The following is a 17921-nucleotide window of genomic DNA, read 5'->3' on the forward strand; positions in this document are numbered from 1 at the left end:
AGGTGTCGAAGCATGGCCATTGATATGGATGACGAGATCCTGCAGGACTTTCTGGTTGAGGCCGGGGAGATACTTGAGCAGCTGAATGAACAGTTGGTGGATCTGGAGCAGCGTCCTGACGATTATGATCTGTTAAACGCGGTATTTCGTGGCTTCCATACAATCAAGGGCGGTGCGGGGTTTCTGAGTATTGACCCGCTGGTAACCGTCTGCCACCGGGCGGAAGATGTATTTAACATATTGCGCCAGGGGCAGCGGCGTGTGGATGCGGCACTCATGGATGCCGTTCTGCAGGTACTGGACGTGGTGAACGAGATGTTTGCCCGGGTGCAGTCTGGTGAAGAGCCGGATGAGGCCGATCCCGGACTGATCGAGACGCTGCATCAGCTTGCCATCCCTGAAAGCGAGGCGGTTGCAGAGTCTACAGTCCAGGCGGTGGAACCGGTTGTCGTAGCAGAACCGGAACCAGAGCTGGAATTTGCCACTGCGGAACTTGAGGAGACAGCGACAGCATCCGCATCAGGGTCGTTTTCCGACCCAGCTCTCGGCGGTGATGACATCACGGAAGAAGAGTTTGAAAAGCTGCTCGATCAACTCCACGGAACCGGTAAGCACGGCGGGACGCCAGCACAGGCCCCTGCAGCAAAACCGGCGCCGGCTTCGCAACCGCTGGCGGCGGGCAGTGATGATATTACGGAAGATGAGTTTGAGGATCTGCTGGACCAGTTGCATGGCAAAGGTCAGTTTGGCGGTCTGCCTGCAACAGGTGAACAGACATCCGCTGTGGTTGCCCCCCAAGCGGCGGCTACCGAATCCGATGATATCACCGAAGAGGAGTTTGATGCGCTTCTCGATGAATTGCATGGCAAAGGCAAATTTGGCGCGATCAATGGTTCGGCGGAAGCCGCGAATAAGCCTTCCGGTGCGGTAGTCGGAAAACCGGAGTCTGCGGCAAAGCCAGCGGCCTCGTCTGAAAAACCGAAGCCGACTATCAGCCGGCCGGCCCCGGCCAAAGCACCCGAAAAAACGGAAAGTGCGCAAGCACAGGCGCGCAAGTCCCCTCCTGCCGCAGCAGAGACCACCATCCGTGTCGATACCGCCAGGCTGGATGAGATCATGAACATGGTCGGTGAGCTGGTGCTGGTGCGAAACCGACTCGAAACCCTCAAGGCCAAACTGGGGGATGAAGAGGTTGCCACAGCGGTAGCCAACCTGGACGTAGTGACATCCGATCTGCAGAACTCGGTAATGAAGACCCGGATGCAGCCGGTGAAAAAGGTGTTCGGCCGTTTTCCCCGTGTGGTCAGGGATCTGGCGCGCAGCCTCAAGAAAGAGATCGATCTTGAACTGCATGGCGAGGAGACCGATCTGGACAAGAACCTGGTCGAGGCGCTGTCTGATCCCATGGTGCATCTGGTGCGCAATGCTGTCGATCACGGTATCGAGAGCCCGGACGAGAGAGAGGCCGCCGGAAAACCGCGCAAGGGTAAGGTGGTACTCTCCGCTGCCCAGGCCGGCGACCATATCCTGTTGACCATCGCCGACGACGGCAAAGGCATGGACCCCAATGTGCTGCGTCGTAAGGCGGTTGAAAAAGGCATGATGGATGAAGAGGCGGCGGCCCGTCTGGACGACAAGGGTTGCTATAACCTGATTTTTGCGGCTGGCTTTTCGACCAAGACCGAGATTTCCGATGTGTCGGGACGGGGTGTCGGTATGGATGTGGTCAAGACCCGTATTGCCCAGATGAACGGTCAGGTGGAGATCGACTCCGAATATGGCAAAGGTAGTCTGATTACCATCAAGCTGCCGCTGACGCTGGCCATTCTGCCGACTCTCATGGTAGTGCTGGGCAAGCAGCCGTTCGCGTTGCCGCTGGCCAGTGTGGTGGAGATATTCAATCTCGACCTGAAGCGCACCAACGTGGTGGATGGCCAGCTGACCATCATGGTGCGGGAGCGTGCACTGCCGCTCTTCTATCTGCATAAATGGCTGGTTCCCGGTAGTGCCCGGGGAAACCGGGAAGCGAGTGGACACGTGGTGGTGGTCACCGTGGGGAATACCCAGGTCGGCCTGGTGGTGGATCACCTGATCGGTCAGGAGGAGGTAGTGATCAAACCGTTGGGAGCACTGCTGCAGGGATTGGATGGCATGGCAGGCGCCACCATCACGGGCGATGGAAATATTGCCCTTATTCTGGATATTCCTGGGCTGATGAGAAAATATGCCCGTCGCTGACCGGAATTACCAGAGCTGTTCTCTGTCCGCAACCGGTAATCTGCGAGTAACACGGTAATGATTGCCTCCAAGGTCCGTGTGCTGGTGGTTGACGATTCTGCCTTCTTTCGCAGAAGGATCGCCGCCATGCTGGGCAATGATCCGATGATCGAGGTGGTCGGCTTCGCCGGTGACGGCCGGAGCGCCATTATCGAGGCCCGTAGACTGAAACCCGATGTCATCACCATGGATGTGGAGATGCCGGTGCTCGATGGTATCAGTGCGGTAAAGCGCATTGTGGCGGAAAATCCGATACCGATCCTGATGTTTTCATCACTGACCCATGAAGGTGCCAAGGCCACGCTGGATGCCCTGGAAGCGGGAGCGGTGGATTTTCTGCCGAAACAGTTTGACAGCGCCACCAACCGGGAGGCCTCAACACTACTGGCGCGTCGGGTGCTGGCGATCGGTACGCGCGGTGTTACCCGCCGGCTTGGGACTATCATAAAACCACAGCCGGTCGCCAGGCCTGTCGAGCAGAGAGCCGTTGTTCCGGTCCATAGAGGCAGTTACAAACTGGTCGCGATAGGAGCGTCGACCGGCGGTCCGGTAGCTATTCAGACTTTACTCGCTTCGCTGCCGGCGAACTTTCCCCTGCCGATTATCATTGTTGTGCACATGCCGGCCAGTTTTACCCCGGCCTATGCGGAACGGCTTGATTCCCAGTGCTCCATCACGATCAAGGAAGCGGCGGACGGGGATCTGCTGCGACCCGCGCATGCCTATCTCGCGCCGGGTGGAAAACAGATGGTCCTGGAGCGCCGTGGCGAGGGTACGGTGATCCGGATCAAGGAGAGTACCTCGGATCAGACCTATCGCCCCTGTGTTGATGTAAGCCTTGGCTCGGCGGCGCGCCTGATGCCGCGCGATGTGCTGGCAATCATCCTGACCGGCATGGGTGCCGATGGAAAACAGGCGGCACGGGCGCTCAAGGAGGGCGGTTCAACCGTCTGGTCGCAAAGTGAAGAGAGCTGTGTGGTCTATGGCATGCCTCAGGCGGTTGAAAAGGCGGGGCTGTCCGATCGCGTGCTCAACCTGGCGGATATCGGACCCAGTCTGATCAAGGCGGTGTAGTGTGGATTATCTGAGCATAGTCGGCATGATCATCGCATTCGGCGCCATTCTGGGCGGCAATGCGCTGGAAGGTGGGGATGTCGGCGCACTGGCCAACGGTCCGGCGCTGGTCATCGTGTTCGGCGGTACCATCGGTGCCATCATGCTACAGACACCCATGGTGGTGTTTCTGCACGCCCTGCGTTCTGCCGGGAATGTATTCAGACCACCGCGACAAAAGCTGAATCCCACTATCAAGAAGCTGGTTGACTGGAGCAATATCGCCAGGAAAGAGGGGCTGCTTGGATTGGAGGAGATTGCCGAAAAGGAACCTGACCTGTTTATCCGCAAGGGCATGCAGTTGCTGGTGGACGGCAGTGAACCCGAAGTGATCCGCAATATTCTGGAGGTGGAGATAGAGACCCGTGAACATCATGATCTCCAGGCAGCGAAGGTTTTTGAAGGTATGGGGGGCTTTTCGCCCACGATCGGGATTATCGGTGCGGTGATGGGGCTGATTCACGTCATGCAGAATCTGGCTGATCCCAGTAAGCTGGGCAGCGGTATTGCCACGGCATTTGTGGCTACAATCTATGGCGTCGGCTTGGCAAACCTGTTTCTGCTCCCATTCGGTAACAAGTTGAAGGCGCTCGCCTTTAGCCAGACACATTATCGGGAGATGGTGGTTGAAGGCATCGTGTCCATCGCTGAAGGGGAGAATCCGCGCAATATCGAATCAAAGCTTCAGGGATATATCATCTGATGGCGCGCAGAAGACGGCATGAAGAGCACGAAAACCACGAACGGTGGCTGGTCTCCTATGCCGACTTTATCACCCTGTTGTTTGCCTTTTTTGTTGTCATGTACTCGATTTCATCGGTGAATGACGGCAAGTACCGGGTGCTGTCGAATACCCTGACGGAAGCCTTTGTCGCCCCGGTACGCAGCAGCGATCCCATACAGGTTGGGGAAGAGTTGCGTAGTCTGACACCGCAGATGGGTGAACCTGTCGTGCCGGCACAAAATCCGCCCGCATCCATTCCTTCGGATACCTTGTCCGAGGAGATGAATGGCACCTCGATCGTTGATATCCGCACATTGGACTCGGTAGAAAACGAACTTTCCCAGGCGCTGCTGGAATATGTTAATCAGGGGCTGGTCAATGTGACCCGCACTGATCGGGGTGTTGAGGTGGAGATGAAGAGCAGTATGCTCTTTGAAAGCGGCAGTGCCAGGCTCTCCAGGGAGGCCCTGAAGGCGTTGCGGAATGTGATCCTCATCGTTAAACCATTACCCAATATGATCAATGTGGAGGGGCATACTGACAATGTACCGATCAGTACCATCAGTTTCCCATCCAACTGGGAGCTTTCAGCGGCTCGCGCGGCCAGTGTGGTGCACTATTTTGCCAAGTTGGGTGTTGCCTCGGAGCGGATGGCCGCTATCGGCTACGGTGAGTTCCGTCCACTTTCCAGCAATGATTCCGTCGAGGGAAGAAGGAACAACCGACGGGTCAACCTGCTGATAATGTCGCAACAGATGACGGACGGAACCGAATACACGCCGGAATCCACAAGCGGGGGTGGAGGATGAAAGTCTGGACCATCGCCAATCAGAAGGGTGGGGTGGGAAAAACCACCACGGCGGTTACCCTGGGCGGTCTGCTCTCGGTGTGGGGATTTCGTACGCTGCTGGTGGACATTGATCCACATGGTTCGCTAACCAGCTATTTCCGCTATGACCCGGATGTCATTGAAGAGAGCACATACAGCCTGTTTCAGGCGGCGGCCGAAAAAAAGCCTATCGACCCCGCTACCCTGTTGTACCAGACCGGTACCGAGGGATTGCAACTGTTGCCTGCATCGGTAGCCCTGGCAACGCTGGACCGACAGGCGGGGCGTATGGAAGGGATGGGGCTGGTGCTCAAGCGGGCTTTTGAATCACTATCAGGACAATTTGACTATGTGATGATCGATTGCCCACCGATGCTGGGCGTACTCATGGTCAACGCGCTGGCCGCCTGTGAACGGCTGGTTATCCCGGTGCAGACGGAATTTCTTGCACTGAAAGGCCTGGAGCGTATGCTGCATACGTTGAAAATGGTACTCAAGTCGAGGACAACACCACTCCCGTACACCATCGTACCCACCATGTTTGATCGCCGCACCCGGGCCTCGGTGGATAGTTTACGCGTACTCAGGGAGACATACCGACAGCACATCTGGAGCGGCGTTATCCCGGTGGATACCCGTTTTCGGGAGGCGAGCAAGGTGGGTTTGCCGCCGCCGGTGGCGGACCCGAGGGGTAAAGGTGTGGAAGCATACACGGCGCTGCTTGAACTGCTACAGAGTGAGGCGATATCAATGCCTGTCCCGGGTGTTGCACGATGAGCACGGATCCGAACAAGCCCAAGGCGGTATTGCATGCCCCGGAGCAGGCGATCGATAGTTATCTGTCCGCCTTGCTGAGTGAGGTGGAAGAGTACCAGGAGACGCCGAAACAGACGCCGACGGCTCCTGTTCAGGAACAGCCGAGGCTGGCACAGGTGGTGGAGATCCGCCAGGGAGTCCATGCGGAAGCCCCGGTTCAGCCGCCGCCGGCTATAGAAACCGCTCAGACGGTCGATACAGCAGTAGAGATACCCGAAGAGCAGCCGAGTGAAACTGCCGAGATTGTTCCGGACTGGGGGGCATCAAGGTTCCAATGCCTGCCTTTCAAGGTCCGCGGTATGAACCTGGTGGTACCACTTATGTCGCTCTGCAGTATCTCCGAGTGGGATCAGGATCTGACGCAGATTCCCGGTCAGCCCGACTGGTATATGGGGGTGTTTGTACATCGGGACCAACGTGTTGTGGTCATCGATACCGCCCAACTGATCATGCCTGAGCGTCTGGAGAAAGTGTCCGAGAGGCGACAGCGTGGCAGCCATGTACTGATAGTCGGGGATGGCCGCTGGGGACTGGCTTGCGATAGCCTGCAAAGCCCGCTGACACTGGGGAAAGATGATGTTCGCTGGCGCAGGGGAGAGGGTTACCGTTCCTGGATGGCCGGCACGGTCATTGACCAACTGAGTGTACTGCTCAATGTCGATGCACTGTTGGATATGGTTGGGCATAAATAATGCTGTTAATTTCAGTATTGCCCCAAGGGTGTCATGAAATTGACATATAATTTTGGTGAAGCAGAGGTACGGCCATGACTACTCGCGTTGCCGAGGGTTCAGCAAATGATCCGGTTTATCAACTGGTTACATTCCGTCTGGAAGATGAGACCTATGGCATCAATGTGATGCATGTACAGGAGGTGCTGCGGGTTACGGAGATAGCTCCGGTACCCGGAGCTCCCCCCTATGTGCTGGGGATCATTAATCTGCGTGGCAATGTCGTTACCGTAATCGACACCCGCAGCCGCTTTGGATTACCCCCGGGGGATATCGATGAAGCGAGCCGGATTGTGATTATTGAATCCGAGATGCAGGTAGTCGGCATTCTGGTGGATAGTGTCGCCGAGGTGGTTGAGCTGCGCGGATCGGAGATCGATTCAGCGCCGAATGTTGGCAACGAAGACAGTTCCAAGTTTATCCAGGGCGTTGCAACACGTGAAAACGATCTACTGATTGTGGTGGACCTGAACAAGTTATTGAGCGAAGAAGAGTGGGATCAGGTCGGTATGTTCTGATATAAACGGTACCAGGAGGTGAACCATGTCGGAAATCAGCCAGCCAACACCAGTCAAGCCAGCCTGGCCTGTGCGGCGTGATGAATCCAGGCAGAAGCGCACCGGGTCCGAGTCGCAGGACAAGCAAAAGAAAAAAAAACTCCCCCCGGAGCCGGCAGGCGAAGGGGGGGAAAAATATCCACAAATCGACGATTACGCCTGATTGACCTGTTATGGAAATCATTTCGCTTGTCTCACTTCTCCTGGCAGCGGGGGCAATTACAGCCTTGCTCCTCGTTGGTCTTCGTCTCCGTGATTCCACTAAACGGTTGAAAGAAGTCGAGGCGCAGGTTCACTCCCTTACTGAAAATCTCAATGCGCTCTGTTCCGGCGCGGTGGGCGTTGACCAGCGGGTCAGCAACCTTGAACGCACCGGACGTGATCTGGCACATAGACAGGAATCCATTGAATCAAGTCAGCCGGATCGTCCCTATGGGGAAGCGATTCAAATGGTCCAGCAGGGTGCCACTGCCAGCGTGCTGGTACAGGAGTTGGGATTGAGCAGAAGTGAAGCTGATCTGGTAGTGATGCTGCACGGCTCGAAATAACAGTCGGTCTGAGCCGGCATCTCTTCCGGCTAAAGATAAACCCCTCCATGTACATTCCGTAGCGGCTTCATGGGGGTAGAATGGGCAATAACCCCCCCTCCCTGTACAGGTCTTAACCACTTCAGTTGCGATATCAGTCATGCGAATTAATAGCTTGTGTGAACCAGTCGACTTATTAAATGCCAAGGCGTTCCGGGCGGTTTGGGAGGCTGTCGATAGCCGTAATGGGATTGCTGTACCGCTTTGCAGATAAACCAGCCGGAATGGTGTTTCAACCCTTGTTTCTTACTGATGATATGTCCAGACTTGCTTTCAGAGGGTGAATTCCGGGCAGAAAAATGAGGTGGAATCATGGGCAGATTATACGGTTCAGAACATACCGGTTCTAAAACTCTGGTGGGTCTTATCATGCTGGCAACGGCATCAACCACCGCTATGGGTACCACACAGTCTTATCAATCAATTCCGGCCGGAAACGGATTGCCTGTTATCACGTCTCACCTGCAGGAGAGCGCGGTGATAGCGAAATCTAAAGCCGTGACACGGCTGCCGTTCTGTACACCGGGCTTTAGCTGCAACGCCCCGGTAAACCAGGCCGCGCGCGTCAGCCGCTACGAGGCCTTGAAGTTTGCGCTGCTGATGGGTACCGGCGCTTCCCGCTGACCCTGCCGTTGCCAAACGATGCCGCTCCTCGCTGTCGGGGTTTTGCTCTCAATTATTAGTCAGTAAAACCCCGACGTTCGGCACTAGCTTCAGAAATCGCACCTTCCCCGATTATTCGCACGTCCACAAATATTCGCTTCTTTTCCTTTCTGTCGAGCCAACTCCCTTATCGGAGTCGAAATTCCTGCAGTCGTCGTGCTTCTGTTACACTGATACAGTACGTAACGGGCAGGGCGGTCGTCCCTGTAAATGCTATTAGACGCGAGAGATGACCAAGATATCGGGGGTATTTATGCGGCAGAAACAGGTTTTTTCCGCATTTCTGTTGGGTGTGGCACTCCTCGGTGGGGCTGCCCATGCGGACTGGAAGTCCTGGCTCAAATCGGCCAAGGAAGCGGTAGACAAGAGTGATACATCCACTGCTACCACCGCGCTGAGCAATGAACAGATAATTCAGGGGCTTAAAGATGCCTTGAGCGTTGGCACCGAGAAGGCGATTGCCCTGCTCGGCCGACCGGGGGGCTACCTGAATGATGCCCAGGTGAAGATCCCGCTCCCTGACGGACTGAAAAGTGTGGCCAAAGGACTCAGGGCTATTGGTCAGGATGAGCTGGTGGATGAGTTTGAGACCACCATGAACAGGGCGGCGGAAAAAGCGGTTCCCGAAACTGTCTCGATCTTTGGCGACACCATTCGGCAGATGTCCCTGGAGGATGCCCGGGGCATTCTTAACGGTGGTGATACCGCAGCGACCGAGTATTTCAAGAACAAGGGGAGTGGCCGGCTGAGTGAAGCCATTCTGCCCATCGTACAGGAGGCTACCAAGCAGGCCGGCGTAACCTCTTCCTATAAGGATCTGGTGGGGCAGGTGGGTTTTTTGGGTTCCTATGTGGATATGGACTCGCTGGATCTGGACAAGTATGTGACAGCCAAGGCGCTGGATGGCCTGTTCCTGAAGTTGGCTGAGCAGGAGCAGCTGATTCGAAACGACCCGGTTGCCCGAACCACGGATATCCTGAAAACGGTGTTTGGCAGCCTGGGTAAATAGTTACGTGTTGAGTGCAGAACTACCGGTCCTCGGTTTTGCCGCCTATAGTGGAACCGGCAAAACCTCGCTGTTGAAGAAGCTGCTGCCCCTGTTACGTGAACGGGGGTTGCGTGTCGGTATGGTTAAGCATACCCATCACGATTTTGATATCGACCAGCCGGGCAAGGACAGCTATGAGCTGCGCAAAGCAGGGGCGTCGCAGATGCTGGTGGCATCGGGGCGTCGCTGGGCGTTGATGGTAGAGACCCAGGGGGCGGGTGATCCGGTGCTGCAGGATATGATCGAGCAACTGGATCATACGAAACTGGATCTGATTCTGGTAGAAGGTTTTAAACATGTGGCTTTTCCGAAAATCGAGCTGCACCGCAGGCTGCTTGGAAAACCCCTGATCTATCCTGATGATCCAACTATTGTCGCTTTTGCCTGTGACGGTGATCCACCCAAAGATTTGCCCTTGCCTTTACTCAATCTCAATGACGCGCAGCAGATTGTCGGGTTTATTATTGACTGGCTGGTGCAGTATCAGGCTGCACGGCTGCACTCGTCATCATAGGGTGAGCGCGACGCTCTTGATCTGGGCATAGACTCGCATGCCGGGTTTGAGGTCCAGATTGGCCTGGGATTTCTGGGTGATACGGGCCAGCAGCGGTGTCCCGCCCAGGTCGAGCTTCACTATCATGCGTCCCCGCCCATGCGCGGCCATCTCGACCACGGTCACCGGCAGCACATTCAGAATACTGCTCAAGCCCGGAGGATCCAGTGCCAGACTTACATCCTTGGCATGGATGCGGATTCGTACCATTTCCCCGGCCGGACGGTCGATCCAGCCCACGGTTAACTCACCCCCTGAAAATGCCAGCCGGGTCAGGTGGTAGGTCTCGTCATGATGGATAATTCGGGTGTCAAAGAGGGCGCCGGCCTCCTCATCCCGTGCGATCGGCAGGTCCACCCGCGCCAGCAACTCGGTCAATGGGCCGGCCGCCAGAATAGTTCCCTGCTCGATCAACACCAGGTGGTCGGCAATCCGGGACAGTTCATTCAGATCGTGGGTGACATAAATGATCGGGATATTGGACTCCCCGTGAAGCCGTTCCAGATAAGGGAGAATCTCTTTTTTATGTCCCCTGTCCAGTGCAGCCATTGGTTCGTCCATCAGCAGCAAGCGTGGGTGGTTGAGCAGCGCCCTGCCGATGGCCACCCGCTGCTTCTCGCCACCGGAGAGTTGTGCCGGGCTGCGATCGAGTAATGAATCCAATCCCAGCAGATGCACCACCCGATCAAAGTCTCCTGTGCGCTGACTGGATGGCGTCCGGCGGTAGCCAAAGTTCAGGTTCTCCCTGACCCGCAAATGTGGAAACAGCATCCCTTCCTGGAATACATAACCGATGGCACGCTTGTGTGGCGGCAGATAAAAACCGTTCGCGCTGTCATGCCAGCATTCACCCGAGATGGAGAGAAATGCATCAGCGGCCTGTTCCAGGCCCGCTATACAGCGTAACAGCGAGGTCTTGCCACAACCTGAGCGGCCAAACAGGGCCGTTACCCCCTGAGTAGGGATTTCTCCCGCCGCATCGAGGGTAAAAGTGCCCAGCGGAAGCTTGAAACGGAATGTGATGCCGTTGCTCACCGGGTCTCCCGGCGCAACAGGCTGGTTCCGTTCATGCGGTAGACCAGGAACAGGATCAGAAATGAGAAGAGCAGCAGTCCGGCCGAGAGCAGATGGGCCTGCCCATATTCCAGCGATTCCACATGATCATAAATGGCAATGGAGAGCACCTGGGTCTTGCCCGGTATATTGCCGCCAATCATCAGCACCACACCGAATTCACCCAGGGTGTGGGCAAATCCCAATGTGGCGGCGGTGATCAATCCGGGGCGGGCCAGGGGTATTATCACGGAAAAGAAGCAGTCCAGGGGTGATGCGCGCAGGGTGCTGGCGGCTTCGAGGGTACGCCTGTCAATAGCGGCAAAGGCGTTCTGCAGGGGTTGAACCACAAAAGGCATGGAATAGAGCACCGAGCCGATTACCAGGCCGGTAAAGGTGAAGGCCAGCCCAGACCCCCCAAGTGCAATCCAGCTGGCTCCGAGGAGTCCGTTGGGGGAGAGGGCAATGAGCAGATAGAACCCGAGCACTGTTGGGGGCAGCACCAGCGGCAGCGCGATAACAGTCTCCACCAGGGTGCGTACGCGGGAGTGGGAGCGGGCCAGCCACCAGGCGACCGGTGTGCCGAGCAGCAGCAGCAGCAGGGTGGAAGTCAGGGCCAGCCGCAGCGTGACCCAGAGTGCCGCAAGGTCATTTGGCCCCATCAAGGTGACAGAACCCCAACGCTGCAGGCCGCGGTAGCGCGTGGGCCGCTGAAATCGTGAGCCAGCGGCTGTTCCGGCACGCCTCTGTTGCTGATTGATTGCATAATGAATCCAGTAAGGGGATTTCCGTTATTGTACTGATAAAGGGATAATTCGCCTATCATAGGCCAATAGGACAGAGCTAGGGGGTGGGATGGAATTGCGTGAACAGCTGGTGCAGTATTACCGGTGGCTGAGGCGGCACGGTAACAACGATTCACACAGCGGCAATGCTTCGGTGCGCGAGGGGGATCGGTTCTGGATAACCCCCACGGGTGCCTGTGCCGATACCTTGTCGGTCAATGATCTGGTGGCCTGTTCTGTTTCACAAGGCTGCCCCGCCGGTGCCTCACTGGATGGCCCCCTGCATCAGCAGGTGTATCAACAGAATTCCGCCGCCACCGCAGTACTGCACAGCCATGGTCCCTACAGCGTGGCGTCAACCCTGAATGGGGAGACGTTTATCCCGGTGGATTTTGAGGGACAACTCTATTTCCCCCAGGTACCGGTGATCACCATTGCCTATGCCGATTACGTGGCCCAGGCACCGGCGGCGGTTGCCGCCATGCTGAAAACGCACCGTATCACCGTGGTACGGGGGCACGGTGTCTATGCTGTGGGAGAGACGCTGAATCTGGCTTACAAGTGGACCTGCTCACTGGAGCTGTCGGCTAAAACCGCCTTTATTGCCCACCAACTGGGCAGCGTGGATTAGAACCGGATGCGGACCTGAATCATGTGCCAATTGCTGGGAATGAACTGCAACGTACCCACCGATATCTGCTTTTCCTTCGAGGGTTTTGCCCGGCGTGGTGGTGACACGGATGAGCATCGGGATGGATGGGGAATCGCCTTTTTTGAAGGCAAGGGGTGCCGCACCTTCATGGACGTGCAGCCCTCGGCAGATTCGGTAGTGTCTGATCTGGTCAAGCGTTATCCAATCCACTCGATGAATGTTATCGCCCATATCCGCAAGGCGAGTGTCGGGGCAGTGCGACTGGAGAATACCCATCCGTTCATCCGGGAGCTATGGGGTGAATACTGGGTGTTTGCCCATAATGGTGATCTGTTCAATTATGAGCCGGAACTTGATGGCTGTTACCAGCCGGTGGGTACCACTGACAGCGAACGCGCCTTTTGCGTCATTCTGGAGTATTTGCGACAACGCTTTGAAAAACGGCCCGACATCGAGGAGCTTTGTCGGGCGATACGCGAAAAGGCGTACCAGATTGCACAGCTTGGCACGTTCAATTTTCTGCTCTCCAATGGCGAGTTCCTTTTGGCCCACTGCAGCACGGATCTGCACTACCTGGTTCGTCAGCATCCGTTCGACAAGGCGAAACTGAAGGATTTGGATGTGTCGGTGGATTTCAAGCAGGTCACCACACCAAGGGATCGGGTCGCTGTAATCGCCACGGAACCACTGACCGCCAATGAGGCGTGGACCCGGATAGCACCGGGACAGTGCATGGTGTTTCAAAATGGCGCCGTGGCTGAATATTTTACAGATTAGCAAATTGTATGAGGAGTGATTGATGGGTATCTCATTACAGGATCAGCTGCTCAAAGCGGGCCTGGTGGATAAGAAAAAGGCCAGCGATGTCCGCAAAGAGAAACAGAAGCAGGCCAAACAGGTGCGAAAGGGGAGTGCCAAGTCGACGGATGAAGTCAAACAGGCCGCCAGAGAGGCCCGGCGCGCGCAGGTCGAACGGGACCGGCAGCTTAATCTCCAGCGCAAGGCCGAGGCCGACAAACGCGCCATTAAGGCACAGATCCGCCAGTTGGTTGAGATGAACCAGGTTGTACTGGAGGGCGGTGAGCTACCCTACAGCTTCACCGATGGCAGCAAGATTAAAAAGCTCTATGTCACTGAGCAGGTTCAGTCACGACTCAGTCGTGGACAGTTGGCCATTGCCCGGTTTGATGATCGTTATGCCGTGGTACCCATTGGCGTGGCCGAAAAAATTCAGCAACGGGACGCCGATACGATTGTATTGCGGAACCAGTCAGAGGCGCAGGTGGATGCAGAAGATCCCTATGCCGATTTCCAGGTGCCGGATGATCTGATGTGGTAAAGCAGTCATAGAATAAATTGCTAAGGGTTAGTCAACGGGCAGTAGTGCAGACTTGATCTGCAGTGTCAGATTGCTGGATAACTTGCTTCTGTATTTAGTCGGAAGTGGGCATTTGTTCCTTAGCTCCGTAGTCTCCCATGTCCGCTGATACTTTCCCAATTTACTCGACCAACATTATGTTATAATGTAACGATTACTGAATTGGGAACTATCTATTTTCACGGGAGTCTCAATCCACTTCACCCCAATGAGGTTCATGCAGATCGGTATGCACGTAGAGTCACTGAGTATAGGTGGTCCGATCCGACATCGTCAGACTGTTGTGCTGGCGATCATTGGCTTGTTGCTGTTGGGGATGTGGACATTCGCTGTTCACAATCACCACGATGAGTCCCTGGGAGCGGATACTGACTGTCAGATCTGCCAATTGGGAGCATATGGTAGCGCCGCTTTACCCGTCGTCGGTTTTTCACCAATACCGGTCTTGCCGGAGATAGTATCCGGCACCTTCATTGAAATCGCCTTCATTGCCCTTCCTGTCCGTGCCAATGAGGCACGTGCACCCCCCTTTATCTCCTATCTCGAACACTTTTTAGCATTGGTTTAGCACTTGGCTACCTCCCGCGCCGGGCACTTGCGCGCATGGAGCGTTGCCTGTTGAGGAGAGATAGAATGCGTAATCCCGATATGGCGGTATTGTTCCTGGTGACATGCTGCACAGCCATCCCGGTCCATGCCGAGGTACACCGACACCATAAAGCACATGAACATGGCACTGGCCACCTCAATGTGGCCGTTGACCAGAACACCCTGATGATTGATCTGTCACTGCCTGCCATGGACGTAGTTGGCTTCGAACACCCGGTCAACAACGAAGAGGAGAGGGGGCAGGTTACACATGCTACCCGACTACTCCAGGATGGCATACAGCTGTTTGCCCCGACGCCGGCTGCAAAATGTGTGCTTGTGCGGTCGGAAGTGGAGTCGGTGCTGCTGGAGAATGAAGCGCATCATGAACATGATGAGAAACATGACGACGAAGAGCATGAGCATGACGGGAAGCACGAAAAAGAACATGCGCATGCTGACTTTGACGTTAGCCATGAGTTCAATTGTGAGTCACCGGCGCAGTTGAATGCTTTGACGTTGTCGCTGTTCGAACATTTTCCGGCTACACATCGTCTGAGGGTCCAGATGATTACACCCACTAATCAGGGCGGCACGGAACTGACGCCAGACAAGCGTATCCTCAATCTGAAATAGCACTGAAAAGGGATGGTGGACAATCATCCCTTTACTTAGGGGATACTCATAATGAGCGTGTACACAGATGCCATCAAAATACAAAATCTCTGCTTCCACTGGCGAATGGAAGATGCACCAACTCTTGATCTGCCTGAACTGCATATCAAGCATGGTGAAAGTGTCTTTATCAAAGGCGCAAGTGGTAGCGGGAAGAGCACGCTGCTGAGTCTGATCGGTGGTGTGTTGCTGCCCCAGTCCGGTACCGTGTCAGTGCTTGGTCAGCAACTCAATAAACTGAGTAGTGCAAAACGGGACTCGTTTCGTGCCGAGCATATTGGTTTTATTTTTCAGATGTTCAATCTTATTCCCTATCTGCCGGTAATCGACAATGTGCTGTTACCGTGTCGGTTTTCGCAACGGCGAAAACACAATATCGAGAAGCGTGGGGTCAGCGTTGAGGAGGAGGCGGTACGTCTGCTGGAGCATCTGGACCTCTCTACGGATATGCTGCAGCGGCCGGTCACGGAATTGAGCGTTGGTCAGCAGCAACGGGTGGCGGCAGCACGTGCGTTGATCGGCAGCCCGGAACTGGTGATTGCCGATGAGCCCACTTCGGCCCTGGATTCCGACCGGCGCAGTGACTTTCTGCAACTACTGCTGAAGGAGTGCCTTGAGCAGGAAACTACCCTGGTGTTTGTCAGTCACGATTCAGCGCTGGAACCGCAATTCGATCGCAGCATACATCTCGTCGACATCAACCGTGCCGTAAACTGAGGAAGAGGGTGCTATGCATATACTTGTCCTGGCCCTGAAAAGCATTCTGAATCGCAAATTCACCATCGCCCTGACGATATTCTCAATTGCACTGAGTATCATGCTGCTGCTTGGGGTAGAGCGCCTGCGCAACGACGCACGGGAAAGTTTCGCCCATACCATCTCCGGAACTGACCTGATCGTCGGTGCGCGTAGCGGGCCGGTGCAGTTGTTGCTCTATTCGGTATTTCGTATCGGCAACCCGACCAATAACGTCTCCTGGGAAAGCTACGAAGAGATCAGGAAACAGCCACTGGTGGCCTGGACTGTCCCATTGTCACTGGGGGATTCTCATCGCGGATTTCGCGTGCTGGGCACCAGCATCGACTATTTTCGCCACTATCATTATGGGGATGAACAGGCGCTTGAATTTGCCATGGGGGCAGCGTTTGCCGATGTTTACGATGCGGTGATTGGCGCCGATGTGGCCCAGGAACTGAACTACAACCTAGGGCAGGAGATTGTGCTGGCACATGGCACAGGTGATGTGAGTTTTGTTCAGCATGATGACAAACCGTTTCGTATTGTGGGTATTTTGAATAAAACCGGTACCCCCGTGGACAGGACGGTGCACGTCAGTCTTGAGGGAATCGAGGCGATCCATGCCGGTTGGGAAAACGGCGTCCCCAGGTCCGGGTTTCAGATCGATGCCGAGCAGACACGACAGATGAATTTGAAGCCCAAGACCATTACTGCCGCGCTGGTCGGCTTGAAATCAAGATTGGCAGCGTTTCGCATCCAACGATTCATTAATGAGTATCCGGAAGAACCATTGCTGGCTGTGTTGCCGGGGGTGGCACTACAGGAGTTGTGGGACACCATGGCGATCGCCCAGAAGGCACTGCTGGCTATTTCGATACTGGTGGTGCTGGTCGGCATCAGTGGAATGATGACGGCTATTCTTACCAGCCTCAATGAAAGGCGTCGCGAGATGGCTGTCCTGCGCTCTGTGGGTGCGCGTCCCTGGCATATATTCGTACTCTTTGTTGGTGAGGCGGGGGTGGTGATGTCAATTGCAGCGGTAACGGGGGTTGCCGCACTCTATGTAACGCAGTTGATAGCGCGGCCGATTATCCAGACACAACTGGGACTTTTTCTGCCAATCCACAGTCCTTCAGCTCATGAATACATGTTGATTGGGGCAGCCATTGGTGCGGGACTGTTAGTGGGTTTGATACCGGCTTATAGGGCTTATCGTTTTTCGCTGGCCGACGGCATGACCATACGGCTTTAATCCGACTTCATTAAAAGAGATTCAACAATGTTGAGAAAGAGACTAATAACGGTATTGACGATGGTGTTTGTCATAATGATTGTTCTGACGGTTAGCGATCTCGTAGCAGAGGAAAATGGGGTACAGGAGCTGGAATGGACCGAACTTGTTCCGGAAGGATTTAATCCGGATCAACTTCTTGAGCAATACCAGGAAAAATATAACATCGATCAACTTTCAGACGACGATCCCCGTATCCAGGAACTCCAGACTAAACTGGAGGAATTATGGAATACTGCGCCAGTTAATACGGCATTGAACGGCAAGATCGTTAAGCTCCCCGGTTTTATCGTGCCGCTGGAGAGCGATGGACAGCATACTTACGAGTTCCTGCTGGTTCCTTACTACGGTGCCTGTATTCACGTCCCGCCGCCGCCTGCGAACCAGACGATTTATGTGACCATGCAAGATAAAAAAGGCGCTGAGATTCGTAAACTCTTTGATACTGTGTGGGTGAGCGGCGTGATTAATACGGAGAAACTCAGTACCGATATGGCGGATGCCGGTTATACCATTCATGCAACCAGGGTCGAGCCATACGAATGAATGGTTGGTGATGCGTGTTCTGTCTGTCGACAGTGATGATTTGGTGGTCGGTGTCGGTACTGGGATATGGGGTATCCAGTTGCCACCTACATCCGTCTTCGACGATGAATGGGGCAAATTTACTACATCGGCTACCGCCATTTGACACCTACAAGGCTTGCGATTGGGAAAACGAGGGGTGCTTTTCAGGTCTGGGGCGGTGCCATTAGAGCTTTTTCAATCCGCTCGGGGCGGGGAGAGCTATGGAACAGGATAACTCGAGTAGATCCGGTATCTGGAGTGGTGCGACGCCTTAATAGTTAATCTACAACCGAATG

At 55.1% G+C, this 17921-nt stretch carries 21 protein-coding genes; 19 read left to right on the forward strand and 2 right to left on the reverse strand.

Annotated elements, in window-relative coordinates; genetic code table 11:
• Positions 1-12 precede the first annotated feature (12 nt).
• From ACHZBF_RS04845 to mobB, 12 genes are all read left to right on the forward strand, one after another.
• A complete protein-coding gene (locus ACHZBF_RS04845) occupies positions 13-2238 on the forward strand; it encodes a chemotaxis protein CheA (RefSeq protein ID WP_321527784.1) in 2226 nt (741 codons plus the stop codon).
• Between the two features lie 57 nt (positions 2239-2295).
• Positions 2296-3351 carry a protein-glutamate methylesterase/protein-glutamine glutaminase gene (locus ACHZBF_RS04850; protein ID WP_321527785.1) on the forward strand — a complete coding sequence of 352 codons (1056 nt, stop codon included), beginning with the start codon at positions 2296-2298 and terminating at the stop codon, positions 3349-3351.
• Between the two features lies 1 nt (position 3352).
• Positions 3353-4093 carry a flagellar motor protein gene (locus ACHZBF_RS04855; RefSeq protein ID WP_029135174.1) on the forward strand — a complete coding sequence of 247 codons (741 nt, stop codon included), beginning with the start codon at positions 3353-3355 and terminating at the stop codon, positions 4091-4093.
• Positions 4093-4923 carry a flagellar motor protein MotD gene (gene motD / locus ACHZBF_RS04860; protein ID WP_051302787.1) on the forward strand — a complete coding sequence of 277 codons (831 nt, stop codon included), beginning with the start codon at positions 4093-4095 and terminating at the stop codon, positions 4921-4923. Before ACHZBF_RS04855 ends, motD begins: the two co-directional genes overlap by 1 nt.
• Entirely contained in the window at positions 4920-5720 is an 801-nt protein-coding gene (locus ACHZBF_RS04865; protein ID WP_029135175.1) for a ParA family protein, read from the forward strand. The genes motD and ACHZBF_RS04865 overlap by 4 nt, the downstream gene beginning before the upstream one ends.
• The gene (locus tag ACHZBF_RS04870) at positions 5717-6451 is read left to right on the forward strand and encodes a chemotaxis protein CheW (RefSeq protein ID WP_288108271.1); all 735 of its coding nucleotides are present in this window, start codon (positions 5717-5719) and stop codon (positions 6449-6451) included. The genes ACHZBF_RS04865 and ACHZBF_RS04870 overlap by 4 nt, the downstream gene beginning before the upstream one ends.
• Positions 6452-6525: 74 nt before the next feature.
• Positions 6526-7008 carry a chemotaxis protein CheW gene (locus ACHZBF_RS04875; protein ID WP_029135176.1) on the forward strand — a complete coding sequence of 161 codons (483 nt, stop codon included), beginning with the start codon at positions 6526-6528 and terminating at the stop codon, positions 7006-7008.
• A 25-nt stretch (positions 7009-7033) separates the two neighbouring features.
• Complete coding sequence (locus tag ACHZBF_RS04880; RefSeq protein ID WP_321527786.1) at positions 7034-7210, forward strand: hypothetical protein; 177 nt, start codon at positions 7034-7036, stop codon at positions 7208-7210.
• A gap of 106 nt (positions 7211-7316) precedes the next feature.
• Positions 7317-7595, forward strand: a complete 279-nt coding sequence (locus tag ACHZBF_RS04885; RefSeq protein ID WP_029135177.1) for a DUF2802 domain-containing protein — start codon at positions 7317-7319, stop codon at positions 7593-7595.
• Between the two features lie 351 nt (positions 7596-7946).
• Positions 7947-8258: a hypothetical protein gene (locus tag ACHZBF_RS04890; RefSeq protein WP_029135178.1), complete on the forward strand. Its 312-nt coding sequence runs from the start codon at positions 7947-7949 to the stop codon at positions 8256-8258.
• Between the two features lie 292 nt (positions 8259-8550).
• A complete protein-coding gene (locus tag ACHZBF_RS04895; RefSeq protein WP_321527787.1) occupies positions 8551-9306 on the forward strand; it encodes a DUF4197 domain-containing protein in 756 nt (251 codons plus the stop codon).
• 4 nt (positions 9307-9310) lie between these two features.
• Positions 9311-9859: a molybdopterin-guanine dinucleotide biosynthesis protein MobB gene (mobB, locus tag ACHZBF_RS04900; protein ID WP_321527788.1), complete on the forward strand. Its 549-nt coding sequence runs from the start codon at positions 9311-9313 to the stop codon at positions 9857-9859.
• Here the strand turns inward: mobB and modC are convergent.
• A complete protein-coding gene (gene modC, locus ACHZBF_RS04905) occupies positions 9854-10933 on the reverse strand; it encodes a molybdenum ABC transporter ATP-binding protein (RefSeq protein ID WP_029135180.1) in 1080 nt (359 codons plus the stop codon). The two genes, mobB and modC, sit on opposite strands and share 6 nt — an antisense overlap.
• Positions 10930-11613 carry a molybdate ABC transporter permease subunit gene (gene modB, locus ACHZBF_RS04910; RefSeq protein WP_037376269.1) on the reverse strand — a complete coding sequence of 228 codons (684 nt, stop codon included), beginning with the start codon at positions 11611-11613 and terminating at the stop codon, positions 10930-10932. Before modB ends, modC begins: the two co-directional genes overlap by 4 nt.
• A gap of 193 nt (positions 11614-11806) precedes the next feature.
• Between modB and ACHZBF_RS04915 the strand changes: the two genes are divergently transcribed.
• From ACHZBF_RS04915 to ACHZBF_RS04945, 7 genes are all read left to right on the forward strand, one after another.
• Positions 11807-12367 carry a class II aldolase/adducin family protein gene (locus ACHZBF_RS04915; RefSeq protein ID WP_321527789.1) on the forward strand — a complete coding sequence of 187 codons (561 nt, stop codon included), beginning with the start codon at positions 11807-11809 and terminating at the stop codon, positions 12365-12367.
• 21 nt (positions 12368-12388) lie between these two features.
• Positions 12389-13165 (forward strand): class II glutamine amidotransferase, encoded by a 777-nt coding sequence (locus ACHZBF_RS04920; RefSeq protein ID WP_321527790.1) that lies wholly within the window; start codon positions 12389-12391, stop codon positions 13163-13165.
• A gap of 22 nt (positions 13166-13187) precedes the next feature.
• On the forward strand, positions 13188-13727 hold the full coding sequence (locus ACHZBF_RS04925) for a DUF2058 domain-containing protein (protein WP_273440928.1): 540 nt from the start codon (positions 13188-13190) through the stop codon (positions 13725-13727).
• Between the two features lie 672 nt (positions 13728-14399).
• Positions 14400-14990 (forward strand): DUF2796 domain-containing protein, encoded by a 591-nt coding sequence (locus tag ACHZBF_RS04930; RefSeq protein WP_321527791.1) that lies wholly within the window; start codon positions 14400-14402, stop codon positions 14988-14990.
• 51 nt (positions 14991-15041) lie between these two features.
• Positions 15042-15746 carry an ABC transporter ATP-binding protein gene (locus tag ACHZBF_RS04935; RefSeq protein WP_335342947.1) on the forward strand — a complete coding sequence of 235 codons (705 nt, stop codon included), beginning with the start codon at positions 15042-15044 and terminating at the stop codon, positions 15744-15746.
• Between the two features lie 13 nt (positions 15747-15759).
• Positions 15760-17019 carry an ABC transporter permease gene (locus ACHZBF_RS04940; protein ID WP_321527792.1) on the forward strand — a complete coding sequence of 420 codons (1260 nt, stop codon included), beginning with the start codon at positions 15760-15762 and terminating at the stop codon, positions 17017-17019.
• Positions 17020-17094: 75 nt separating this feature from the next.
• Positions 17095-17604, forward strand: coding sequence for a DUF3299 domain-containing protein (locus tag ACHZBF_RS04945; protein ID WP_321527793.1), 510 nt, complete (start codon positions 17095-17097; stop codon positions 17602-17604).
• Positions 17605-17921: the final 317 nt, after the last annotated feature.

Origin of the sequence: Sedimenticola selenatireducens, from assembly GCF_963675335.2 — a bacterium.
Lineage (GTDB): Bacteria > Pseudomonadota > Gammaproteobacteria > Chromatiales > Chromatiaceae > Sedimenticola > Sedimenticola selenatireducens.